The sequence below is a fragment of the Pseudomonas sp. GD04015 genome, assembly GCF_029837675.1.
Classification (GTDB): Bacteria; Pseudomonadota; Gammaproteobacteria; order Pseudomonadales; family Pseudomonadaceae; genus Aquipseudomonas; species Aquipseudomonas paralcaligenes.
The window spans coordinates 19,627-37,289 of record NZ_JAOEEE010000029.1; the positions used below are offsets into that span (position 1 = coordinate 19,627).

Annotated in this window: 12 protein-coding genes; 2 read left to right on the forward strand and 10 right to left on the reverse strand. The window is 68.6% G+C overall.

Annotated features, from left to right (window positions below):
- The first annotated feature begins 163 nt into the window (after positions 1–163).
- Complete coding sequence (locus N7640_RS19770) at positions 164–1,867, forward strand: hypothetical protein (RefSeq protein ID WP_279905971.1); 1,704 nt, start codon at positions 164–166, stop codon at positions 1,865–1,867.
- 47 nt (positions 1,868–1,914) lie between these two features.
- On the opposite strand, the gene N7640_RS19775 is transcribed toward N7640_RS19770, so the two are convergent.
- The 4 genes from N7640_RS19775 to N7640_RS19790 all read right to left on the reverse strand — a co-directional run bounded on the left by N7640_RS19775 (position 1,915) and on the right by N7640_RS19790 (position 8,362).
- Positions 1,915–2,142 (reverse strand): DUF3079 domain-containing protein, encoded by a 228-nt coding sequence (locus tag N7640_RS19775; protein ID WP_279905970.1) that lies wholly within the window; start codon positions 2,140–2,142, stop codon positions 1,915–1,917.
- Between the two features lie 86 nt (positions 2,143–2,228).
- Positions 2,229–3,320 (reverse strand): GGDEF domain-containing protein, encoded by a 1,092-nt coding sequence (locus N7640_RS19780; RefSeq protein WP_279905969.1) that lies wholly within the window; start codon positions 3,318–3,320, stop codon positions 2,229–2,231.
- 83 nt (positions 3,321–3,403) lie between these two features.
- Entirely contained in the window at positions 3,404–7,459 is a 4,056-nt protein-coding gene (gene hrpA / locus N7640_RS19785; protein WP_279906224.1) for an ATP-dependent RNA helicase HrpA, read from the reverse strand.
- 93 nt (positions 7,460–7,552) lie between these two features.
- Complete coding sequence (locus N7640_RS19790) at positions 7,553–8,362, reverse strand: SGNH/GDSL hydrolase family protein (RefSeq protein ID WP_279906046.1); 810 nt, start codon at positions 8,360–8,362, stop codon at positions 7,553–7,555.
- A gap of 236 nt (positions 8,363–8,598) precedes the next feature.
- Here N7640_RS19790 and N7640_RS19795 point away from each other — a divergent pair, with 236 nt between their 5' ends.
- The gene (locus tag N7640_RS19795) at positions 8,599–10,068 is read left to right on the forward strand and encodes a methyl-accepting chemotaxis protein (RefSeq protein ID WP_279906045.1); all 1,470 of its coding nucleotides are present in this window, start codon (positions 8,599–8,601) and stop codon (positions 10,066–10,068) included.
- A gap of 539 nt (positions 10,069–10,607) precedes the next feature.
- Here N7640_RS19795 and N7640_RS19800 read toward each other — a convergent pair.
- The 6 genes from N7640_RS19800 to N7640_RS19825 form a co-directional block, all read right to left on the reverse strand.
- Complete coding sequence (locus tag N7640_RS19800; RefSeq protein WP_279906044.1) at positions 10,608–11,741, reverse strand: HlyD family secretion protein; 1,134 nt, start codon at positions 11,739–11,741, stop codon at positions 10,608–10,610.
- Between the two features lie 13 nt (positions 11,742–11,754).
- Positions 11,755–13,263, reverse strand: coding sequence for an MFS transporter (locus N7640_RS19805; protein WP_279906048.1), 1,509 nt, complete (start codon positions 13,261–13,263; stop codon positions 11,755–11,757).
- 173 nt (positions 13,264–13,436) lie between these two features.
- A complete protein-coding gene (locus N7640_RS19810; protein WP_279906226.1) occupies positions 13,437–14,342 on the reverse strand; it encodes a LysR family transcriptional regulator in 906 nt (301 codons plus the stop codon).
- Between the two features lie 202 nt (positions 14,343–14,544).
- Positions 14,545–15,669: an agmatine deiminase family protein gene (locus tag N7640_RS19815; RefSeq protein WP_279903623.1), complete on the reverse strand. Its 1,125-nt coding sequence runs from the start codon at positions 15,667–15,669 to the stop codon at positions 14,545–14,547.
- Between the two features lie 92 nt (positions 15,670–15,761).
- On the reverse strand, positions 15,762–16,490 hold the full coding sequence (locus N7640_RS19820; RefSeq protein WP_279903622.1) for a TorF family putative porin: 729 nt from the start codon (positions 16,488–16,490) through the stop codon (positions 15,762–15,764).
- An 80-nt stretch (positions 16,491–16,570) separates the two neighbouring features.
- The gene (locus tag N7640_RS19825; RefSeq protein ID WP_279903620.1) at positions 16,571–17,662 is read right to left on the reverse strand and encodes an extracellular solute-binding protein; all 1,092 of its coding nucleotides are present in this window, start codon (positions 17,660–17,662) and stop codon (positions 16,571–16,573) included.
- Position 17,663: the final 1 nt, after the last annotated feature.

The window sequence follows — 17,663 nt, forward strand, 5'->3', positions numbered from 1 at the left end:
GGATTCCTGCTGTCGGATGGGTCGGCGCCTCCGGGCCGGAGGCGCTGCGCGGATGCTACCCGCCCTCCGTCCGGCAGGCCAGATGCCACGCTCCGTCGACTGCCTCGCGCAACGGGCCGCGCCGAATTGGCATACTCGCCGGCCACTGTCCAGGGAGTCGTCGATGAAAGGGAAATCACTGCTGGCCGCCTGCCTGATCGCCACGCTGGCGGCCTTGAGCGTCGGTCTCTATCTGCTGGCGAACGACGCCAAACTGCAGGCCGACCGCTACGGGCTGCTGCGCGAGCACGACGGCCAGCTGCTGGCGCAGTTCGGCCAGCATCTGGTCTGGCTCGACCGCGAGGGCCGGGAGCAGCGCACCCTCGACCTGGGCGAGCTGGGCATCCGGGCGGAGGGCGACTTCGCGGTGTTCGCCAACGGCGACCTGCTGCTCTACCACCGCCCCGGCGAGCCGGGCCTGGCCCATGGCCTGACCAGCTGGCTGCGCCTGCAGGACCGGCATCCCAGGCCGCTGCAGGCCGGCGAAGGCTTCCGGCGCTGCAACGCGGACGGCTGCCAGCCGTTCGGCCGCGACCTGCCGGCGTTCGACGGCGCCTTCCACCTGCTGGTCGAGCCGGACACCCAGCGGGTCCATGTGGCCCACACCCGCGAATTCCGCCTGTACCTGCTCGACGAGCACGGCGAGCTGCTGGCCCGCAGCGGCACCGACGAGCTGCGCTTCCCCAACCAGCTGGTGATGCGCGGCGACCAGCTGTGGCTGGCCGACACCAACCACCACCGGCTCGCCCGGGTCAGCCGCGACCCGCAGGACTATGGCCGGGTCGAGGAGAGCCTGAACTTCCGCGTCAGCCAGCAGCACCGCTGGCCGCACCAGTTCGCCTGGGACGGCCAGGCCTGGTGGGTCAACGCCGGCGACCGCAACCTGGCCAACGGCCGGGTGGTGCGCCTGGACGATGAGGGCCGGGTCCTCGCCGAACTGTCGGCGCCCGAACTGGGCGACCCGCTGGCCATGGCCTGGTTCGCCGACAGCCTGTGGCTGGCCGACTACGACGCCCCGCGCCTGCTGCGCTTCGACCGTTCCACGGGCGCCCTGCCCGCCGCGCAATCCGCCACCCTGACCCGGCTGGAGGCCGAAAGCCGGGCGGCCATCGAGCATTGGCAACTGCTCTCCCGCCTGGGCCTGGGCGGCTTCGTGCTGGTCATGCTGGGCGGCCTGTACGCGGCCTGGCGCCTGGAGCGCGAGGAAACCCGCGCGGCGTTCCAAGGCCTGCGGCTGCGCCCGCTCGACAAGCTGATCCAGCAACCGGCAGCGCCACTGCCGGCCGGCCAGACACTCTGGCTGGACAACCGCCTGCTGCGCTGGCGGCCCTGGATATTCCTGGTCCTGCTGCTCATCGCGGCGCTGTTCTGCAGCACCCTGCTGCTGCCACTGGCCGTCGCCGACCAGCCGCCGGCGATCACGGGACCGGTCGCGGCGATGACGGGTGGCGTGCTGCTCCTCCTGCTGCTCACCGCCTGGCTGATCGACAGCCTGTGCCGGCAGCGCGTCGGCCTGCGCGACGACGAGTTCCTGATCCAACAGAGTGCGCGCCGGCAGGTCGTGGTGCCTGCCGAGCGGCTCGGCTACGGCGCGCAGCACCTGCTGACCGACGAAGCCTGCGTGGCGCTGGGCAACGGCCTGTTCCTGTTCTTCGACCGCCGCCAGGTCGAGCAGTACCTCTACCCGCGTCTCAAGCAGGCCCGCGCCCGGAACCCCTGGGCCGCCCACCTGGCCCTGTGGCGCAGCCGCCACCCGCAACTGCTGGCGGGCGTGCTGGTGATCGTCGTGGCGCTGGGCATGCTGCTGGCGCTCAGGCTGCTGACGTGATCCGCCCCGCGGACATCCAGCCGGGACCAGGCCCATCGGACCACCGCCTATTCGGTGACCGGCACTAGCGGGATCAGCTCGACGTTCCTGGCGCCAGGCTCGGGGGGGAAACCCAGGTCGCCGAACCGGTACCAGTCCTCGCCGAAGGTCTCGACCGGGTGCATGGTGCGGTCGGCACCGTTGCCGCAGGCCAGCGAGGTGGCCGGGCAATACAGGTCGCACCCCCAGCAGATGCGCTCGGGATGGGGCGGATTGAGCGGGAATTTCTTGGCCATGGCGCGCCTGGTACGGACTGCTGCGATGCCTGCAGGCTACGGCACCGGGCCAGCAACGCCTTGACCTGGGTCATCGGCGCGCCGGCTCAGTACACCTCGATGCGGTCGCGGCCCTCGGCCTTGGCCTTGTACAGCGCACGATCGGCGCGATCGAGCATGTGCTGCGGGCTCTCGTCGCCACGGAACTGGGTGATGCCGAAGCTGGCGGTCTTGCGCAGCACGGTATCGAAGTCGAACTGGCGGATGCGCGCCTGCAGGGCGAGCGCCGCGGACCGGGCCTGTTCGGCGTCGATCTCCGGCAGGATGATGAGGAACTCCTCGCCGCCCAGGCGGCCGACCTTGTCGCAGTTGCGCACGTTGTCACGCAGCAGCGTGGAGAACTGGCGCAGCACACTGTCGCCCACCGCATGGCCATGGTGGTCGTTGACATGCTTGAAGTGGTCGATGTCCAGCAGGATCACCGAGAACGACGTGTCGTAGCGCTGGGCGCGGGTGATTTCATCGGCGAACAGCTGGTCGATGCGCGCGCGGTTCAACAGGCCGGTGAGGCCGTCGAGACTGGCGCTCAGGGCCAGCCGGTCCTGGTGCAGGAACATGATCTTGTGCGCCCTCTCCATCACGAACGCGCAGAGCAGACCGAAGGAGAATGCGGCGAGAATCCAGATGAAGTGCAGGCGATACGCGCCCGGCTGCAGGGCATCGACCAGGGTCAGCGCCATCAGCACCAGGGCCGAGCAGGAGGCCGTCAGCATGGCCTGGCGCAGGGTCAGGCCGGAGACGGTGAAGGTCCACATCAGGTTGAGGTAGATCTCCGGCACGAAATAGGCGAAGTCGGGGTTGCCACGGTTGAAGGCGAGGTTGGTCAGCACCGCGCTGACCGGCGCGATGCACAGCAGCGCCAGCATCCAGCGGTGCCAGGCGGGGAAGTAGCTGGCCACGCCCACCGCCAGGAGCGCCAGCGGCACCAGCACGCCGTGGGCCAGCAGGCGCAGGCCGAGGTGATCCCGGGCCACGTTCTGCTCGATGGCGGCGTAGATCAGGTACAGCACCATGGTCAGGAAGGCGACCGAGCGGATCTGCGGCAGCTTGGCCTGCCTGTACCAGCCGGCGAATTCCCGGCGCGTCGCCTCGGGCACGCCGTGCAACGGGTCGAGCGAGCGCTGCAGTTTCTCGATCAAGGTCAATCCGGGCTCCCCGCCATCTTCTCCGGATGGCTCATCTGTGTCGGCCTGATCCGCGCCGACATGAATGCAGAATGCCATCAGGCCTCGGCCTGGCTCCACTGTTTGGCCAGGCGCTTGTCGGACACTGCCATTTTCGTGCCCAGTTGCTGGGCGAACAGGGAGACGCGGTATTCCTCCAGCATCCAGCGGTACAGGGTCAGCTCCGGGTCGCGCTTGCCCTCCTGGGCGTGCTTGGCGGCGCGGGCCTGGTACTGCTCCCAGGCGGCAGTGAGTTCGCCGGTCCACACCCGGTCGCGCTGCACCTGGGCGCCAACCTTGTCCAGGCGCTGCTCGATGGCCTTGAGGTAGCGCGGGACTTCCTTCAGCCACTCGCCCGGCGTCTCGCGGACGAAGCCGGGATACACCAGGTTGGCGAGCTGCTGCTTGATGTCATTCAGCGCCATGGCCTGGGCCAGGTCGATCTTGCCCTTGAAGCGCTTCTGCAGGCCGTGGGCGAGCTTGAGGATATCTAGGGTGAGCTTGGCGATGCGCTCGGCGTGGCCGGTCCAGTCGCCGCGCTTCTTCTCGGCCAGGGCGGCGAGCGCCGCACCGTCGCGCGGCAGGGCCGCCTCGCCGTCGAGCACGCAGGCATCGAGGCTGGCCAGCAGGATGTCCTCGACCAGCGCCTCGGGGCGGCCCATTTCGCGGTACAGCAGGCCCAGTTCGGTGAGGCCCGGCAGCTTGCCGCGCAGGTACTTGGCCGGTTCGGCCAGTTGTTGCAGCAGCAGCTTCTGCAGGGCGCGACGGTGCTGGAAGTCGGCCTCGGCCTGGGTCGGGAAGCGCCCTTCCTTGACCACGCCGCCCTCCTCCACCAGCGCCGGGAACACGGTCATGGAGAGGCCGGCGATCTTCTGCTGGGTCTTCTCGGCGACCTGGGCGAAGGCCCTGGCCTCCACCGGTTTCTGCTCCTGTTTCTGCTGCGGGATGGCCAGGGCGGCCTGGCTGGCCTCGGCGAAGCGCGCTGTCAGCTCGGCCAAGTCGCGGCCCTCGCCGAGGAACTTGCCGCGGGCGTCGACCACTTCCAGGTTCATCTTCAGGTGGCCATCGAGCTGCCCGGCGGCCTCTTCCCAGGCCTCGTCGGAGACGCGGGCGCCGGTCATGCGGGTCAGCTCGCGGCCAAGGGATTCGGGCAGGCTGCCCTCGCCGAAGACGATCTTGGCCAGAGCCGCGCCGACGAAATCCGGCACCGGCACGAAGTTCTTGCGGATGGCCTTGGGCAGGTTGCGCACCAGGGCCACCGCCTTGGCCTCGATCAGCCCCGGCACCAGCCACTCCAGACGCTCGGCCGGCAGCTGCGGCAGCAGCGGCGCCGGCACGCGCAGGGTCACGCCGTCGCGCGGATGATTCGGCTCGAAGTGATAGGTCAGCGGCAGTTGCAGCTCGCCGAGCTGGAGGATGTCCGGGTACTGGGCGGCGGTGACTTCCTTGGCGTCGCGGGCCAGCACGTCTTCCTCGCGCATGATCAGCAACTGCGGGTTCTTCGCGCTCTCGGCCTTGTACCAACTCTCGAAGGTGGCGGCCTGGTGAATCTCCGCCGGGACGCGCGCCTCGTAGAAGGCGTACAGGGTTTCCTCGTCGGCCAGGATGTCGCGGCGGCGGGCCTTGGCCTCCAGTTCGTCGAGGCGCTCCAGCAGCTCGCGGTTGGCGGTCAGGCAGCGGGCGCGGCTGTTGATCTCGCCGCGCACCAGGCCCTCGCGGATGAACAGCTCGCGCGAGGCCACCGGATCGACCGGACCGAAGTGCACCGGCCGGCGGCCGACCACGATCAGCCCGTACAGGGTGACCTGCTCGAAGGCCACCACCTGGCCGCGACGCTTCTCCCAGTGCGGCTCGAAGTGGTTCTTCTTGATCAGGTGGCCGGCCAGCGGCTCGATCCAGTCCGGCTCGATCTTCGCCACCATGCGGGCGAACAGCTTGGTGGTTTCCACCAGTTCGGCGGTCATCACCCAGGTCGGCTTCTTGCGGCCGATCACGCTGGACGGGTGAATCCAGAAACGCCGCTGGCGCGCGCCCAGGTAGTCGCCGTCCTCGGTCTTTTGGCCGATCTGGCTGAGCAGGCCGCTGAGGATCGCCTTGTGCACGGCGGCGTAGCTCTTGGCGCGCTGGGCCGCTTCGCCGGCCTCGGCCTGCTCGCGGACGATGACGTTGACCTTGGTGTCCCTGGTCGGCGCCGCCCCCTTGTGGGAGCGGCCTTGGCCGCGACGCGAATCCGCAGACGACTGATCGCGGCCAAGGCCGCTCCCACCCGACGTTTGCAGCTGCAGCTCGCGGGCGATCAGCACCAGCTGGCGGTGGGCGTCCCTCCATTCGCGCAAGCGCAAATAGTTGAGGAAGTTCTTCTTGCACCAGTTGCGTAGCGGGTTGCTGCCCAGCTCCTGGCGCTTTTCCTCGAAGCCGCGCCACAGGTTGATCAGCGCGGCGAAGTCGGAGTCCACGTCCTTCCACTGGGCGTGGGCCTGGTCGGCGGCCTGCTGGCGCTCCATCGGCCGTTCGCGCGGGTCCTGCACGGACAGCGCCGAGGCGACGATCAGAATCTCATCCAGGCTGCCGAGCTTGGCCGCCTCCAGCACCATGCGTCCCAGGCGCGGGTCGATGGGCAGGCGTGCCAGCTGGCGGCCGATGGGCGTGAGCTGGCTCTCGCGGTTGACCGCCGACAGCTCCTGCAACAGGGTGAAGCCGTCGCTGATGGCCTTGCCGTCCGGCGGCTCGATGAAGGGGAAGTCCTCGATGCTGCCCAGGCGCAGGTGGAGCATCTGCAGGATCACCGCCGCCAGGTTGGTACGCAGGATCTCCGGGTCGGTGAATTCGGGACGGCCTAGGAAATCCTCCTCGCTGTACAGGCGGATGCAGATGCCCGGCTCGACCCGGCCACAACGGCCCTTGCGCTGGTTGGCGCTGGCCTGGGACACGGCCTCGATGGGCAGGCGCTGGACCTTGGCGCGGTAGCTGTAGCGGCTGATGCGCGCAGTGCCGGAGTCGATCACGTAGCGGATGCCCGGCACGGTCAGCGAGGTCTCGGCGACGTTGGTGGCCAGCACGATCTTGCGTCCGCTCATGGGCGCGAAGATCTTCTGCTGCTCGGCCGGGGTCAGCCGCGCGTACAGCGGCAGCACCTCGGTGAAACGCAGGTTGGCCTTGCGCAACACCTCGGCGGCCTCGCGAATCTCGCGCTCGCCGGGGAGGAACACCAGAACGTCGCCGGGGCGCTTGCCCTCGGCCTTCTCGTGCGCGGCGATCTCGTCCAGCGCGGCGAGGATGCCCTGGTCGACGGTGAGGTCGTCGAGCAGGCTCTCCCCCTCCTCGTCCACCTCGGCGGCCAGCGGGCGGTACCAGGTCTCCACCGGGTAGGTGCGCCCGGAGACCTCGATGATCGGCGCGTCGCTAAAGTGCTTGGAGAAACGCTCCAGGTCGATGGTCGCCGAGGTGATGATCAGCTTGAGGTCGGGGCGGCGCGGCAGCAGGGTCTTCAGGTAGCCGAGCAAGAAGTCGATGTTGAGGCTGCGTTCGTGGGCCTCGTCGACGATGATCGTGTCGTACTTTTCCAGGAAGCGGTCGTGCTGGGTCTCGGCCAGCAGGATGCCGTCGGTCATCAGCTTGATCAGGCTGCGCTCGTTGGACTGGTCCTCGAAGCGCACCTGGTAGCCGACCAGCTCGCCCAATGGCGTGCCGATCTCCTCGGCCACCCGGGTGGCGACGCTGCGCGCGGCTAGGCGGCGTGGCTGGGTGTGGCCGATCAGGCCGTGGGTGCCGCGGCCGATCTCCAGGCAGATTTTCGGCAGCTGGGTGGTCTTGCCCGAGCCAGTCTCGCCGGCGATCACCAGCACCTGATGCTTCTCCAGCGCGGCCTTGATCTCGTCGCGCTTGGCGGCGATGGGCAGGGCGTCGTCGTAGCGGATGGTCGGGATGCTGCGCTTGCGCGCCTCGACCTTGGCCACGGACGCCTGGAAGCGTTCCAGCCACTGCGCCTGCTTGGCCTCATCCCACGAAGGCGTGCCCGAATGCTTCTGCAGCTCGTGGAGCTGGCGGCGCAGGCGATGGCGGTCGGCGATCAGGGCGTGATCGATATTCTTGTGCAGGGAGGCGATGTCGGTCATCAGGCGGCGCAGGCAATCGTGGCAAAGGCGCGATTGTCGCAGATTCCGCCACCGAATAAGACGCCCGCAAGGTGCGCCGTGCGCACCGTATGGTCAGCGCGTGGCGGTCACCGGCAGGCTGCGCAGCGCCTGCGGCACGCTGCGCAGGGCCAGGTCCTGGGCCTGGATCGACGCCCAGGCGTAGCCCTGCAGGTCGCCCGGGTTGGCCCGATCGAGCCGCGCCAGCTGCTCGGCCGAGGGCACCGGTGGCTGCGCGCCGTAGATCAGCGAATAGAACACCGAGGCGGCCAGGTAGCTGCCGGCGTAGCTCGGGTGGCTGCCGTCCTCGATGAACAAGTGCGGCTGCGGCGACACCGCCAGCGCGCGCTTCCAGGCCTGGCCGACCGGCGCCAGCAGGGCATGGGTCTCGTTGGCCAGCTCGGTGTAGACGCTGTCGAGCTGGTCCTGCATGGCCGGCCTGGCCTGGCGCGCCCAGGTCAGGTAGAGAATCGGCTGGGCGCCGGCCTCGCGCGCGGAGGCGGCCACCCGGCGCACGTATTCGCGGGTCAGGTCGGGGTCATCCACCGGCATGGTGCTGAAGTCCTGGATCACCACGTAGTCCCAGTGCTGGCCGGCGATGACCTGCTGCACCTCGCCGCGTTGCCAGTGGGCCTGCAGGCTGGCGCCGCCGAAGGTCACGTCGCGCACCTGCAGCGGGCGCGGCTGGGCGGCCTCGACGGACATCCGCCGGACCATCTGCGGCAGGTCGTTATAGAAGGTGTAGCTGTTGCCCACGAACAGCACGCTGATCGGCTGGCCCGGCAGGGCCGAGCCGATCACGGGTTGCGCGGTCGGCGGATCGCCGGCCACGGCCTGGCCGACGACGGCCACTCCCAGCATCCAGGCCAGGAGGATTCGACGCATGGAAATACGCATGGAGGTCCCCCGGAAAGCGCAACGGCGCGGGTTACGGGCCCGTGCACGACCGCCGCAGGGTATGCGAATCGACCGCTGTCGCAATGCTGGCACTTGGCATTGGCGACGAGAGGTCATACCGTTCAGGAGAGATGGTGGCCGTTGACCGTGGTCAAAGTCCCATTCCCGCGACTGGGCAGAATATGGCCAAATGCCAGTCGGCTTGCGTGCAGATAGAGCGACCTATGAAAAACTGGATCCTCAACCTCTCCCTCAAATACAAGTTCTGGGCCGTCAACCTGGTGGCGTTCGTCACCACCCTGATGCTGGTGCTGTTCGCCATGCAGCAGGAGCAGTCGGGCCGCATCGACGCCGCGCGCGAGGCCGCGCAGGCCAGGGCCGCCCTGCTGGCCGCCTGGCCGGCCGGCAGCCCGCTGCCGAACGACGCCGGTACGCTGCTGTTCGCCAGCGGCGCCAAGCCCGCCCTGCCCGGCGTGAGTGGCAGCGAGCGCGGCTGGGTGGAGGTGGAGCACGACGGCCTGTGGGGCGACCGGCCGGTGGTCGGCGCCTGGCTGCAGGACGTCGCCGACGGCCAGAGGGCGGCGGTGACCGTCCGCGCGCCGAGCCTGTGGCAGGTGTTCGAGGCGCGCGCCGGGGCCTACGCGGTCTGCGTGTTCGTGCTGATGCTGCTCCTGCTGGGCGCCTCGCAGCTGCTGATCCGCTTCATCCTCAGCCACCTCAACCACCTCAAGGACGTGATGCTGCACGTCGAGCGCAGCGGCGACCTGTCCGCCCGCGCCAGCCTGGACAGCCGCGACGAGGTGGGCCAGATGGCCGGCGCCTTCAACGCCATGCAGGCCGGCTACCAGCGCGTGGTCGGCACCGTCGCCCAGGCCGCCGCCAGCCTCGACGAGGGCGCGCGCCGCCTGGCCGCGAGCATGGAGCAGGTGCGCGGCGGCATGCTCGGCCAGCAGAGCGAGACCGACCAGGCCGCCACCGCGATCAACGAGATGTCCACCACCGTCCACCACATCGCCCAGCACGCCGCCGATACCCGCGACCAGTCCACCGAGGCGGACCGTCTCAGCGGCGTCGGCCAGCAGGTGGTCGGCCGCGCCAGCCACGCCATCGCCGCGCTGTCCCAGGGCGTGCAGCAGACCGCCGAGATGATCCAGAAGCTGGCCGACGACAGCCGCACCATCGGCGGCATGGTCGAGACCATCCACGGCATCGCCGAACAAACCAACCTGCTGGCGCTCAACGCGGCCATCGAGGCGGCCCGCGCCGGCGAGATGGGCCGCGGCTTCGCCGTGGTGGCCGACGAGGTGCGCAACCTGGCCAAGCGGGTGCAGGACTCCACCGACGAGATCACCCGCATGATCGGCGCCCTGCAGGCTGCCAGCCGCGACGCCGTGGAATTCATGCAGGAAAGCTCGATCAAGGCCGACCAGTGCGTGCAGGAGGCCGGTGCCGCTGGCGAGGCCCTGGGCCACATCGCCCGGGCGGTGGCGCTGATGCGCGAGAGCAACACCCAGATCGCCGTGGCCGCCGAGCAGCAGAGCCAAGTGGCCGAGGAAATGACCCGCTCGGTGGTGGGCATCCGCGACGTCACCGAGCAGACCGTGCAGCAGACCCTCGCCTCGGCCAGCACCAGCGCCGAGCTGGTGGGCCTGGCCGACGACCTGGGCAAGGCGATACGGCGCCTGAAGCTGTGACCGCCCGCTGAAACGAAAAGGCCCCGCTCATGCGGGGCTTTTTCTTGGCTATGTCCTCACTAGTTGTTGCCCCACCTTGTGGGAGCGGCTTCAGCCGCGAAATTCGCGGCCAATCGGAATGCCGCCCAGCCGCTCCCACAAGAGCAGAATTGCGCCACCAGCACAGGGAGATAGCCTTTTTCTTGGCTGACGTGTTGTAGCGTCCGGGCTCATTCTGGGTCCCCGCCTGCGCGGGGATGACGAGGTAGAGGGGAATTTCTTCCGGAACCGTCATTCCCGCGCAGGCGGGAATCCAGGAACAGGCAGCTGCAGCGCTCAGATAAAGGGGGCTTGGCCACGCAACGCGTAGGGTGGGTCAGCCGCTTGCCGGCGTACCCCACCGGCGGTGCCGCAATCGATTGCTCTGGTGGATTACGGCCTGTGGCCTAACCCATCCTATTGATATGGCAGGCAGGCCGTTTTCGCAGGGCAGCGGTAGCGCCTGCAACACACAACGGGGACCTAGCCTTTCCTCTTGGGGATCAGCCAGGCACAGCGCCCTAGGTGGCGTCCGGCGCCTGCCCGGCGCCGCTCCCGGCCAGCGGTTCCTGCGCCTGGCAGCCGTCGTCGTTGCAGGTCAGCCCTTCGACCTTGGCTGCGGTGTCGACCCGCACGTCCACCGACATGCCGACCCGCAGGTGGCCGATCAGCGGCTGGCCGGCATCGAGCACGATCTTCACCGGAATCCGCTGCACCACCTTGGTGAAGTTGCCGGTGGCGTTGTCGGGCGCGACCGCGGCGAAGGTCACGCCGGTGGCCGGCGCCAGGCTCTGCACATGGCCGCGCAGGACCTCGTCGGGAAAGCTGTCGACGCGGATGCCGACCGCTTGCCCGGGGCGCATGCGGTCGAGCTGGGTCTCCTGGAAGTTGGCGACCACGTAGGCCTGCTCCAGCGGCACCACGGCCAGCAGCACGTCGCCGGGCTTCACATAGGCGCCGACCCTGACCGCTCGACGCCCGACCATGCCGTCCACCGGGGCCCGCAGGCGGGTGTGCGAGAGGTCCAGCTGCGCCCTTTCCAGATTGGCCTGGGCGCTCTGCAGCGCGGCTTCCGCGGCGTCGCGCCGGGCGGCGAGGATAGCGGTCTGCTTCTGCGTGGCCAGCAGGCCGGCACGGTTCTCCCGCTGCTTGGCCCGCGCGCGGTCATAACGACTCTGCGCCTGCTGCGAGTTCTGCACGGTGCCGGCGCCACGCCCGACCAGGCGTTCGTAGCGCTCGCGTTCGCGCTCGGCGAACAGCACCTGCGCCTGGTCCGCCTGCAGGGTCGCCTGGGCCTGGTCGATCAGCGCCTGCTGGCGATCCAGGGTGGCCTGGGCGTTGGCCAGCTCGGCCTTGGCGCTGGCCACCTGGGCCCGGGCGCCGTCCAGCGCCGCGCGGTAATCACGGTCGTCGATGCGCGCCAGCACCTCGCCGGCGCGGACCCGCTGGTTGTCCTGCACCAGCACCTCGTCGATGAAGCCCGACACCTTCGGCGCCACCAGGGTGTAGTCGGCGCTGACGAAGGCATCGTTGGTGCTCTGCTCGTAACGGTCGGCCAGCAGGAAGTACCAGACGCTCCAGGCCGCCAGGCCGGCGAGCAGCGCCAGGCCCGGGAGCAGAACGGGATTGGAGGGACGGATAGTGGAATCGCTCATGACGGTCTCCGGCTCAGGTCGCGGCGCGCGGCGGGTAGATGCGCGTCGGCACGAAGGGAATGATCAGAATCAGCACGACGGCCAGCAGCGCCGTGCACAGGTAGAGGTCCGACGAGGTCAGCACCAGGGCCTGCTGGTGCAGGCGCGCGGCCAGGCGGCTGCTGTCCTCGATCAGCGGCGAATTGCCGAGGCGGTCGACCAGGCGGGTCGAGTGGAAATGCAGGCGCGCGGTGGTCAGCGCATCCAGCACGGCGCCGGCGAGGATCGCGGCGAAGCCCTTGACCGAGTTGAACCAGGCCGAGGCGAAGGGCCCCTGCGCCGGCACGATGCTGCCGGTCGACAGCATCAGCAGCGGCAGTACCGCCATCGGCTGGCCGAAGATCTGCAGCGCCTGCACCAGGTAGAAGTCGTCGCGAATCCAGGCCGAGGTGATCCGCGAGCCCAGCACGCAGGACAGCGCCAGCAGCGCCAAACCGGTCGCCAGCACCCAGCGGCAGTCGACCCGGCGCAGGTTGCACAGCGCCGCCACCAGCGGCAGGGCCAGCAGTTGCGGCAGGGCCACCACCAGCAGCACCGGCGAGGTCTGCAGCGGCCGGTAGCCCTGCACCTGGGCCAGGTAGCCGGACGGGATCAGGCTCGACGCCAGCAGCACGAACAGCACGCCGCCGAGGGCGAACAGGGCGAAGCTGAGGTTGCGCAGCTTGAGCAGCTGCAGCTTGAAGAACGGCAGCGGATGGCGCCATTCGTTGATCAGGAACAGCACCAGCAGCGCGCTGCCACCGCCGAGCAGCACGCGGATCAGCGGCGAGGCGAACCAGTCCAGGCGCTCGCCCTGGACCAGCCCGACCACCAGCATGCCGATCGCCGGGAAGCCGAGCAGCAGCCCCAGCCAGTCGAACTGGGCGAAGCGCTCCAGGCGCAGCGGGTCCTGCGGCAGGCCCCAGGCGACGGCCGCCATGGCCAGCAGGCCGCTGGGGATGATCTGCCAGAACGCCCATTGCCAGCCGACGTGCTCGACCCAGAACGCCGCCAGCGGCGTACCCAGGCTGGGGCCGAAGGTGGCGGTCAGCGCGTAGCTGGCCAGGCCGTAGAGCTTGATGTTGGCGGGCAGGAAGCGCAGCGCCACGGTCATCAGCATCGGCGGCAGCGCGCCGCCGGCCAGGCCCTGGAGCATGCGCAGCAGCATCAGGGCGCGCTCGTTGGGGGCGAACGGGCTGAGCAGGCCGAGCACCATGAAGGCGGCGATGGCACCGAGGGTGAAACGGCGCAGCGACAGGGTCACCGAGAACCACGGGGCGAAGGCCATGGCGCAAACCGAGGGCGCGGCGTACAGGGCGATCAGCCAGCTGCCTTCGTCGTGACCGATGCCCATGGCCCCGCGAATGTCGGCCAGGGCGACCTTGGTGACGTTCTCGTTGAAGCCCGTCACCAGCACCGCCAGCAGCACGCCCAGCAGGCCGATGACGATGCGCGGACCGAACGCCACGACCGGCGGCGCGGCCACGGGCGCCGCAGCCGGCATGCCCTGGGCGGCGAGCGCGGCGCTCATAGGGCACGAGCCCTGGCGAAGGAAGAAACGAACGGCGACATGCGACGAGCCCGAACGATGGGAGTGGGCGAAGTCTATGGGTCGCCGGCAATGCCGAAAATTGCAATCTTCAAAATGAATACATGCATGAAACGCACGAATTTCAACTAGCCGCGCAAGCCCTCTTCGCAGCACTGCTTGATCAGGCCACGCAGCCAACGGTGACCGACATCGTTATCGAAACGCGGGTGCCAGGACTGGCGCACCGGCACCCGCTGCAGCGGCAGCGGAATCTCGAAACGGCGCAGCGGCAGCCCGAGGCGCTGGCAGGTGGTGGCGACGAGATCGGGCACCGGCAGGATCAGGTCGGACTCCATCAGCGCCAGCACGGCGGAGAAGAAGCTCGGCGAGATCAGCACCACGCGCCGGGTCAGGTCCAGCTCGGCCAGGCGCTGGTCGATGGGCCCGCGCGCAAGGCCGCGCCGGGAAATGCTGATCTGGTCGAAACGGGCGAAATGCTCGGGGGTGATCGGCGCGTCGAAGATCGGATGATCGGCCCGCGCCAGGCCGACGAACCCCGACTCGAACAGGCTCTGGGACTTGATCTCCGGCGTCAGGGTGCGGGAGGCGCCGACGATCAGGTCGATGCGCCCCTCGCGCATGGCATCGTCGTCGCCATCGATCTCCGGCACGAAGCGCAGCACCACGTTGGGCGCCTGCTGGTGTAGGCGCTCGACCAACTGTCCGCCGTAGCAGACCATGAAGATGTCGTTGGTGCGCACGTTGAACTGGCGCTGCAACGTCGGCAGGTCGACCTCCGAGGAACGGAACAGCCCGGCGGCCTGCTCTACCACGCCGCGCACCTGCTCGCGCAGCTCCAGCGCCCGCGGCGTGGGTACCAGGCCGCGACCGGCGCGCACCAGGATCGGGTCACCGACCGCCTCGCGGATACGCGCCAGGGTACGGCTCATGGCTGGCGCGCTGAGGTGCATGCGCCGCGCGGCGCCCACCACGCTGCCCTCGTCGAGCAGGATGTCCAGGGCCACCAGCAGGTTCAGATCCGGAAGTTGCATGCAGCGCACTCTCCATCTTCAACGATTGCAGTGGGCGCACTGTATAAGCCCTGGAGGATCGCGTCGATGTGCGGCCATCTCGCCGGGACAAGGCCGTGGCGGGTCGACCAGTAGACAACGCTCCGCACCCCGTGTCTCTCCGCGTGGAGAAGGGGTCATAAGCCAGCGGAGTACGGAGCTGCCTCGGCGAATCGGGGATCGATCACAACCTCGGCATGTTCTTGGTCACGCAGTGGATGCCGCCGCCACCGCCGGCAATCGGGTCGATATTCACCTGGACCACTGTCCGCCCCGGATAGAGTTGGGTCAGCAGGTCCTTGCAATACTTGTCCGCCGCCGCGTCGCCGAACTGCGGGGCGATCACCGCGCCGTTGATCGGCAGGTAGTTGATGTAGCCCGGGGCGAAGTCCGGGTTGTTGCGGGTGTAGACGTTGTTGCGCTTCTTCAGGGGCGGCGGCAGGGTGTGCACCACCAGCTTGCGGCCGTCGGCGTCGGTGGCCGCCTTGAGGATGTTCAGGTGGGTGCGGGTCACCGCGTAGTCGTAGGACTTGGGATCGTTGTCCAGGTTGGCGATGACCACGCCCGGCTTGACGAAGCGCGCGTAGAAATCGACGTGGGCGTCGGTGATGTCCTTGCCCTTGATGCCGGGCAGCCAGATGATCTTGCGCAGGCCGAGGTTGGCCTTCAGCTCGGCCTCGATCTGCGCCTTGCTCATGCCCGGGTTGCGGTTGCTGTTGACCCAGCAGCTCTCGGTCATGATCGCCGTGCCGTGGCCGTCCACCTCGATGCCGCCGCCCTCGCCCACCAGCTGGCTGGCGATGTAGCTGGCGTCCAGCTCGTAGCTCAGGGTGTCAGCCACCTGGGTATCGTTGCTGGCGCGCTGCTTGCCACCCCAACCGTTGAAGTTGAAGTCGACCAGGCCCCGACCGCCCCGGCCGTCGACCACGAAGCAGCCGCCGTAGTCGCGCACCCAGACGTCATCCAGCGGCATGGTGAGGAACTTGATGTTCGTGGTGCCGCATTTCTGCTTGGCTTGGGTCAGCTGATTGGAACGGCACAGCACGGTCACCGGCTGGTACTTGGCGATGGTCTTGGCCAGCAGGGCGATGCAGTCGTTGACCGGCGTGGCCCAGTCGTCCCAGATCGCCGCGGAGGCGGCGAAGGCGAGGATCACCCGCTCCTGCGGGGCGTGCTCGTCAGGCATGTACCAGTTGCCGGCCAGGGCCGCGCGCACCCGCGGCGCGCCGATGCCCAGCCCCAGGGAAGCGACGGCGCCGATGCTGGCGGCCATCGTCAGGTGTTTCATGAAATCGCGACGCGTAGACATGGTGTGTCCCTCTTCTCGTTGGGGGTTGTGCTGCGCCATCAATGGCTTGCTGCTCCCTGGCGAGACGGATGGGCCGGCGGCCCATGGCCGGCTCAAAAATTCTTGTTGGCGCCCAGCACCAGGGTCGCCGAGCACACGTCGTCGAAGCCCATGTAGTTGGCGCATTCGCTGTCGCCGAGATCGGTGTCGACGTAGCTGGCCGACCAGTTCAGGCCGAACAGTTCCTTGCTCAGCTTGAGCTGCCACTCGCGGTAGCTGCTGCGGGTATCGCCGCTGCCGTCTAGCAGCAGCGGGTCCTTGAGGTCGACGTTGCCGTAGCGCAGGTCCAGGGCCACCTCGGCCGGCAGCAGGGTCTCGTAGCCGACGTAGCTGTACAGGTAGCTCTGGTCGCCGCCGAGGTTGTCCGAGTAATAGGCGCCGAGCTTGGCGCCGTAGGCGGTGAGCTGGCTGAAATACTCGCCGTAGTTGAGCGCGCTCTGCCGCGGGTATTCGTACTGGAAGTAGGCGGTGTCGAGGCTGATGTCGTCGCTGATCTGCCAGTTGTAGCCGGCGTAGTAGTCGATCTCCTGGCGCGTCTTGCTGCCCAGGCCGAAGTCGACGTTGGAGCTCCACACCCCGGCGTACAGGCCGCTGCTGTGGCTCAAGGTCGCCGAGCCCTGCAGCGCCGGGTCGTTCTGCGTCTGCGAGATGCCGCGGGTGCGGTAGTCGCTGTAGACGCCGGCATCCAGGTACAGGGCGAAGTCGTCGCTCAGCTCGATGGCCTGGCTCAGCCCCCAGGGGGCGAGCAGTGCGAGGGCCAGGGCGGCCTTGGGGTACGACATGGTGAGGCTCCTTTCTTGTTGTTGTGGGCATGGCTTCGCCGTGCCGCGCCGTTGGACGCGGCAACAGGCGCTGGTGGGACCTAGTGAGCGGTGGTCTTGAAGGTGGTCCAGGCGCGCATGCGCGCGCGCATCGAACGCTGCGGGATGTCCTTGCCGGGAATCAGCCGCGCGTAGGTGGCCTCATCGACGTAGATGTCCGGGTTGTTGCGCATGTCGGCGTCGACCATCGGTCGGGCCTTGGCACTGGAGGTCGGGTAGCCGGTGAAGTTGCTGATGGCCGCCATGTTCTCCGGGCGCATGACGAAGTTGATGAAGGCGTAGGCGTACTCCGGATGCCGGGCGTCCACCGGGATGGCCATGGTATCCATCCACACCGTGGTGCCCTCGCGCGGGATGTGGAAACGGAAGTCCGCCGGCCTGCCGGCATCGCTGGCGGCGCGCTGGGCCTGGGTGACGTCGCCGCTGTAGCCGAGCGACAGGCACAGGTTGCCGTTGACCAGGTCGGTGACCGGCTGCGACTGGAACTTGCGGATGTACGGCTTGATCGCCACCAGCAGCTCGGTGGCGGCCTTAAGGTCATCGGGCTCGGCGCTGCGCGGCGAGCGGCCGAGGTAGTTGAGCACCACGGCCATGACCTCGTCCGGCGAGTCGATCATGGAGATGCCGCAGTCGGCGAACTTGGCCGCGTTCTCCGGCTTGAACAGCAGGTCCAGGCTGTTCACCGGCGCGTCACTCATGCGCTTGCCGACCATCTCGGCGTTGTAGGTGATGCCGATGCTGCCCCAGGTATAAGGCACGGTGGCGTGCCGCGAGTACGGGTACTGGGTCTGCAGGCCGCGCAGGCCGGGCTCGATATCGGCCAGGTGCTGCAGCTTCTCGGGGTCGAGCTTCTGCAACGCGCCGGCACGCATCAGCCGCTCGGCCACGGTGTCGCCGGGGAAGATCAGGTCGTAGCCGCTGCGGCCGGACATCATCTTGGCCTCCAGCGTCTCGCTGCCTTCCATGACGTCGTAGATCACCCTGATGCCGGTCTCCCTGGTGAAGCTGGCGAGGGTGTCCTCGGCGAAGTAGTCGGCCCAGTTGTACAGGCGCAGGGTCTTGTCTTCGGCGACCGAAGCCTGGGCGCAGCACAGCGTCAGGGCGGCGAACAGCAGCGTGCTCTTGGTCTTCATG

Excerpts from the sequence above, each read along its gene's own strand:
- N7640_RS19815 (WP_279903623.1), bottom strand. The coding sequence starts at position 15,669 with ATGTCTACGCGTCGCGATTTCATGAAACACCTGACGATGGCCGCCAGC.
- N7640_RS19825 (WP_279903620.1), bottom strand. The coding sequence starts at position 17,662 with ATGAAGACCAAGAGCACGCTGCTGTTCGCCGCCCTGACGCTGTGCTGC.
- N7640_RS19775 (WP_279905970.1), bottom strand. The coding sequence starts at position 2,142 with ATGGCCAAGAAATTCCCGCTCAATCCGCCCCATCCCGAGCGCATCTGC.
- N7640_RS19795 (WP_279906045.1), top strand. The coding sequence starts at position 8,599 with ATGAAAAACTGGATCCTCAACCTCTCCCTCAAATACAAGTTCTGGGCC.
- N7640_RS19790 (WP_279906046.1), bottom strand. The coding sequence starts at position 8,362 with ATGCGTCGAATCCTCCTGGCCTGGATGCTGGGAGTGGCCGTCGTCGGC.
- N7640_RS19805 (WP_279906048.1), bottom strand. The coding sequence starts at position 13,263 with ATGCCGGCTGCGGCGCCCGTGGCCGCGCCGCCGGTCGTGGCGTTCGGT.
- N7640_RS19820 (WP_279903622.1), bottom strand. The coding sequence starts at position 16,490 with ATGTCGTACCCCAAGGCCGCCCTGGCCCTCGCACTGCTCGCCCCCTGG.
- N7640_RS19810 (WP_279906226.1), bottom strand. The coding sequence starts at position 14,342 with ATGCAACTTCCGGATCTGAACCTGCTGGTGGCCCTGGACATCCTGCTC.
- hrpA (WP_279906224.1), bottom strand. The coding sequence starts at position 7,459 with ATGACCGACATCGCCTCCCTGCACAAGAATATCGATCACGCCCTGATC.
- N7640_RS19800 (WP_279906044.1), bottom strand. The coding sequence starts at position 11,741 with ATGAGCGATTCCACTATCCGTCCCTCCAATCCCGTTCTGCTCCCGGGC.
- N7640_RS19770 (WP_279905971.1), top strand. The coding sequence starts at position 164 with ATGAAAGGGAAATCACTGCTGGCCGCCTGCCTGATCGCCACGCTGGCG.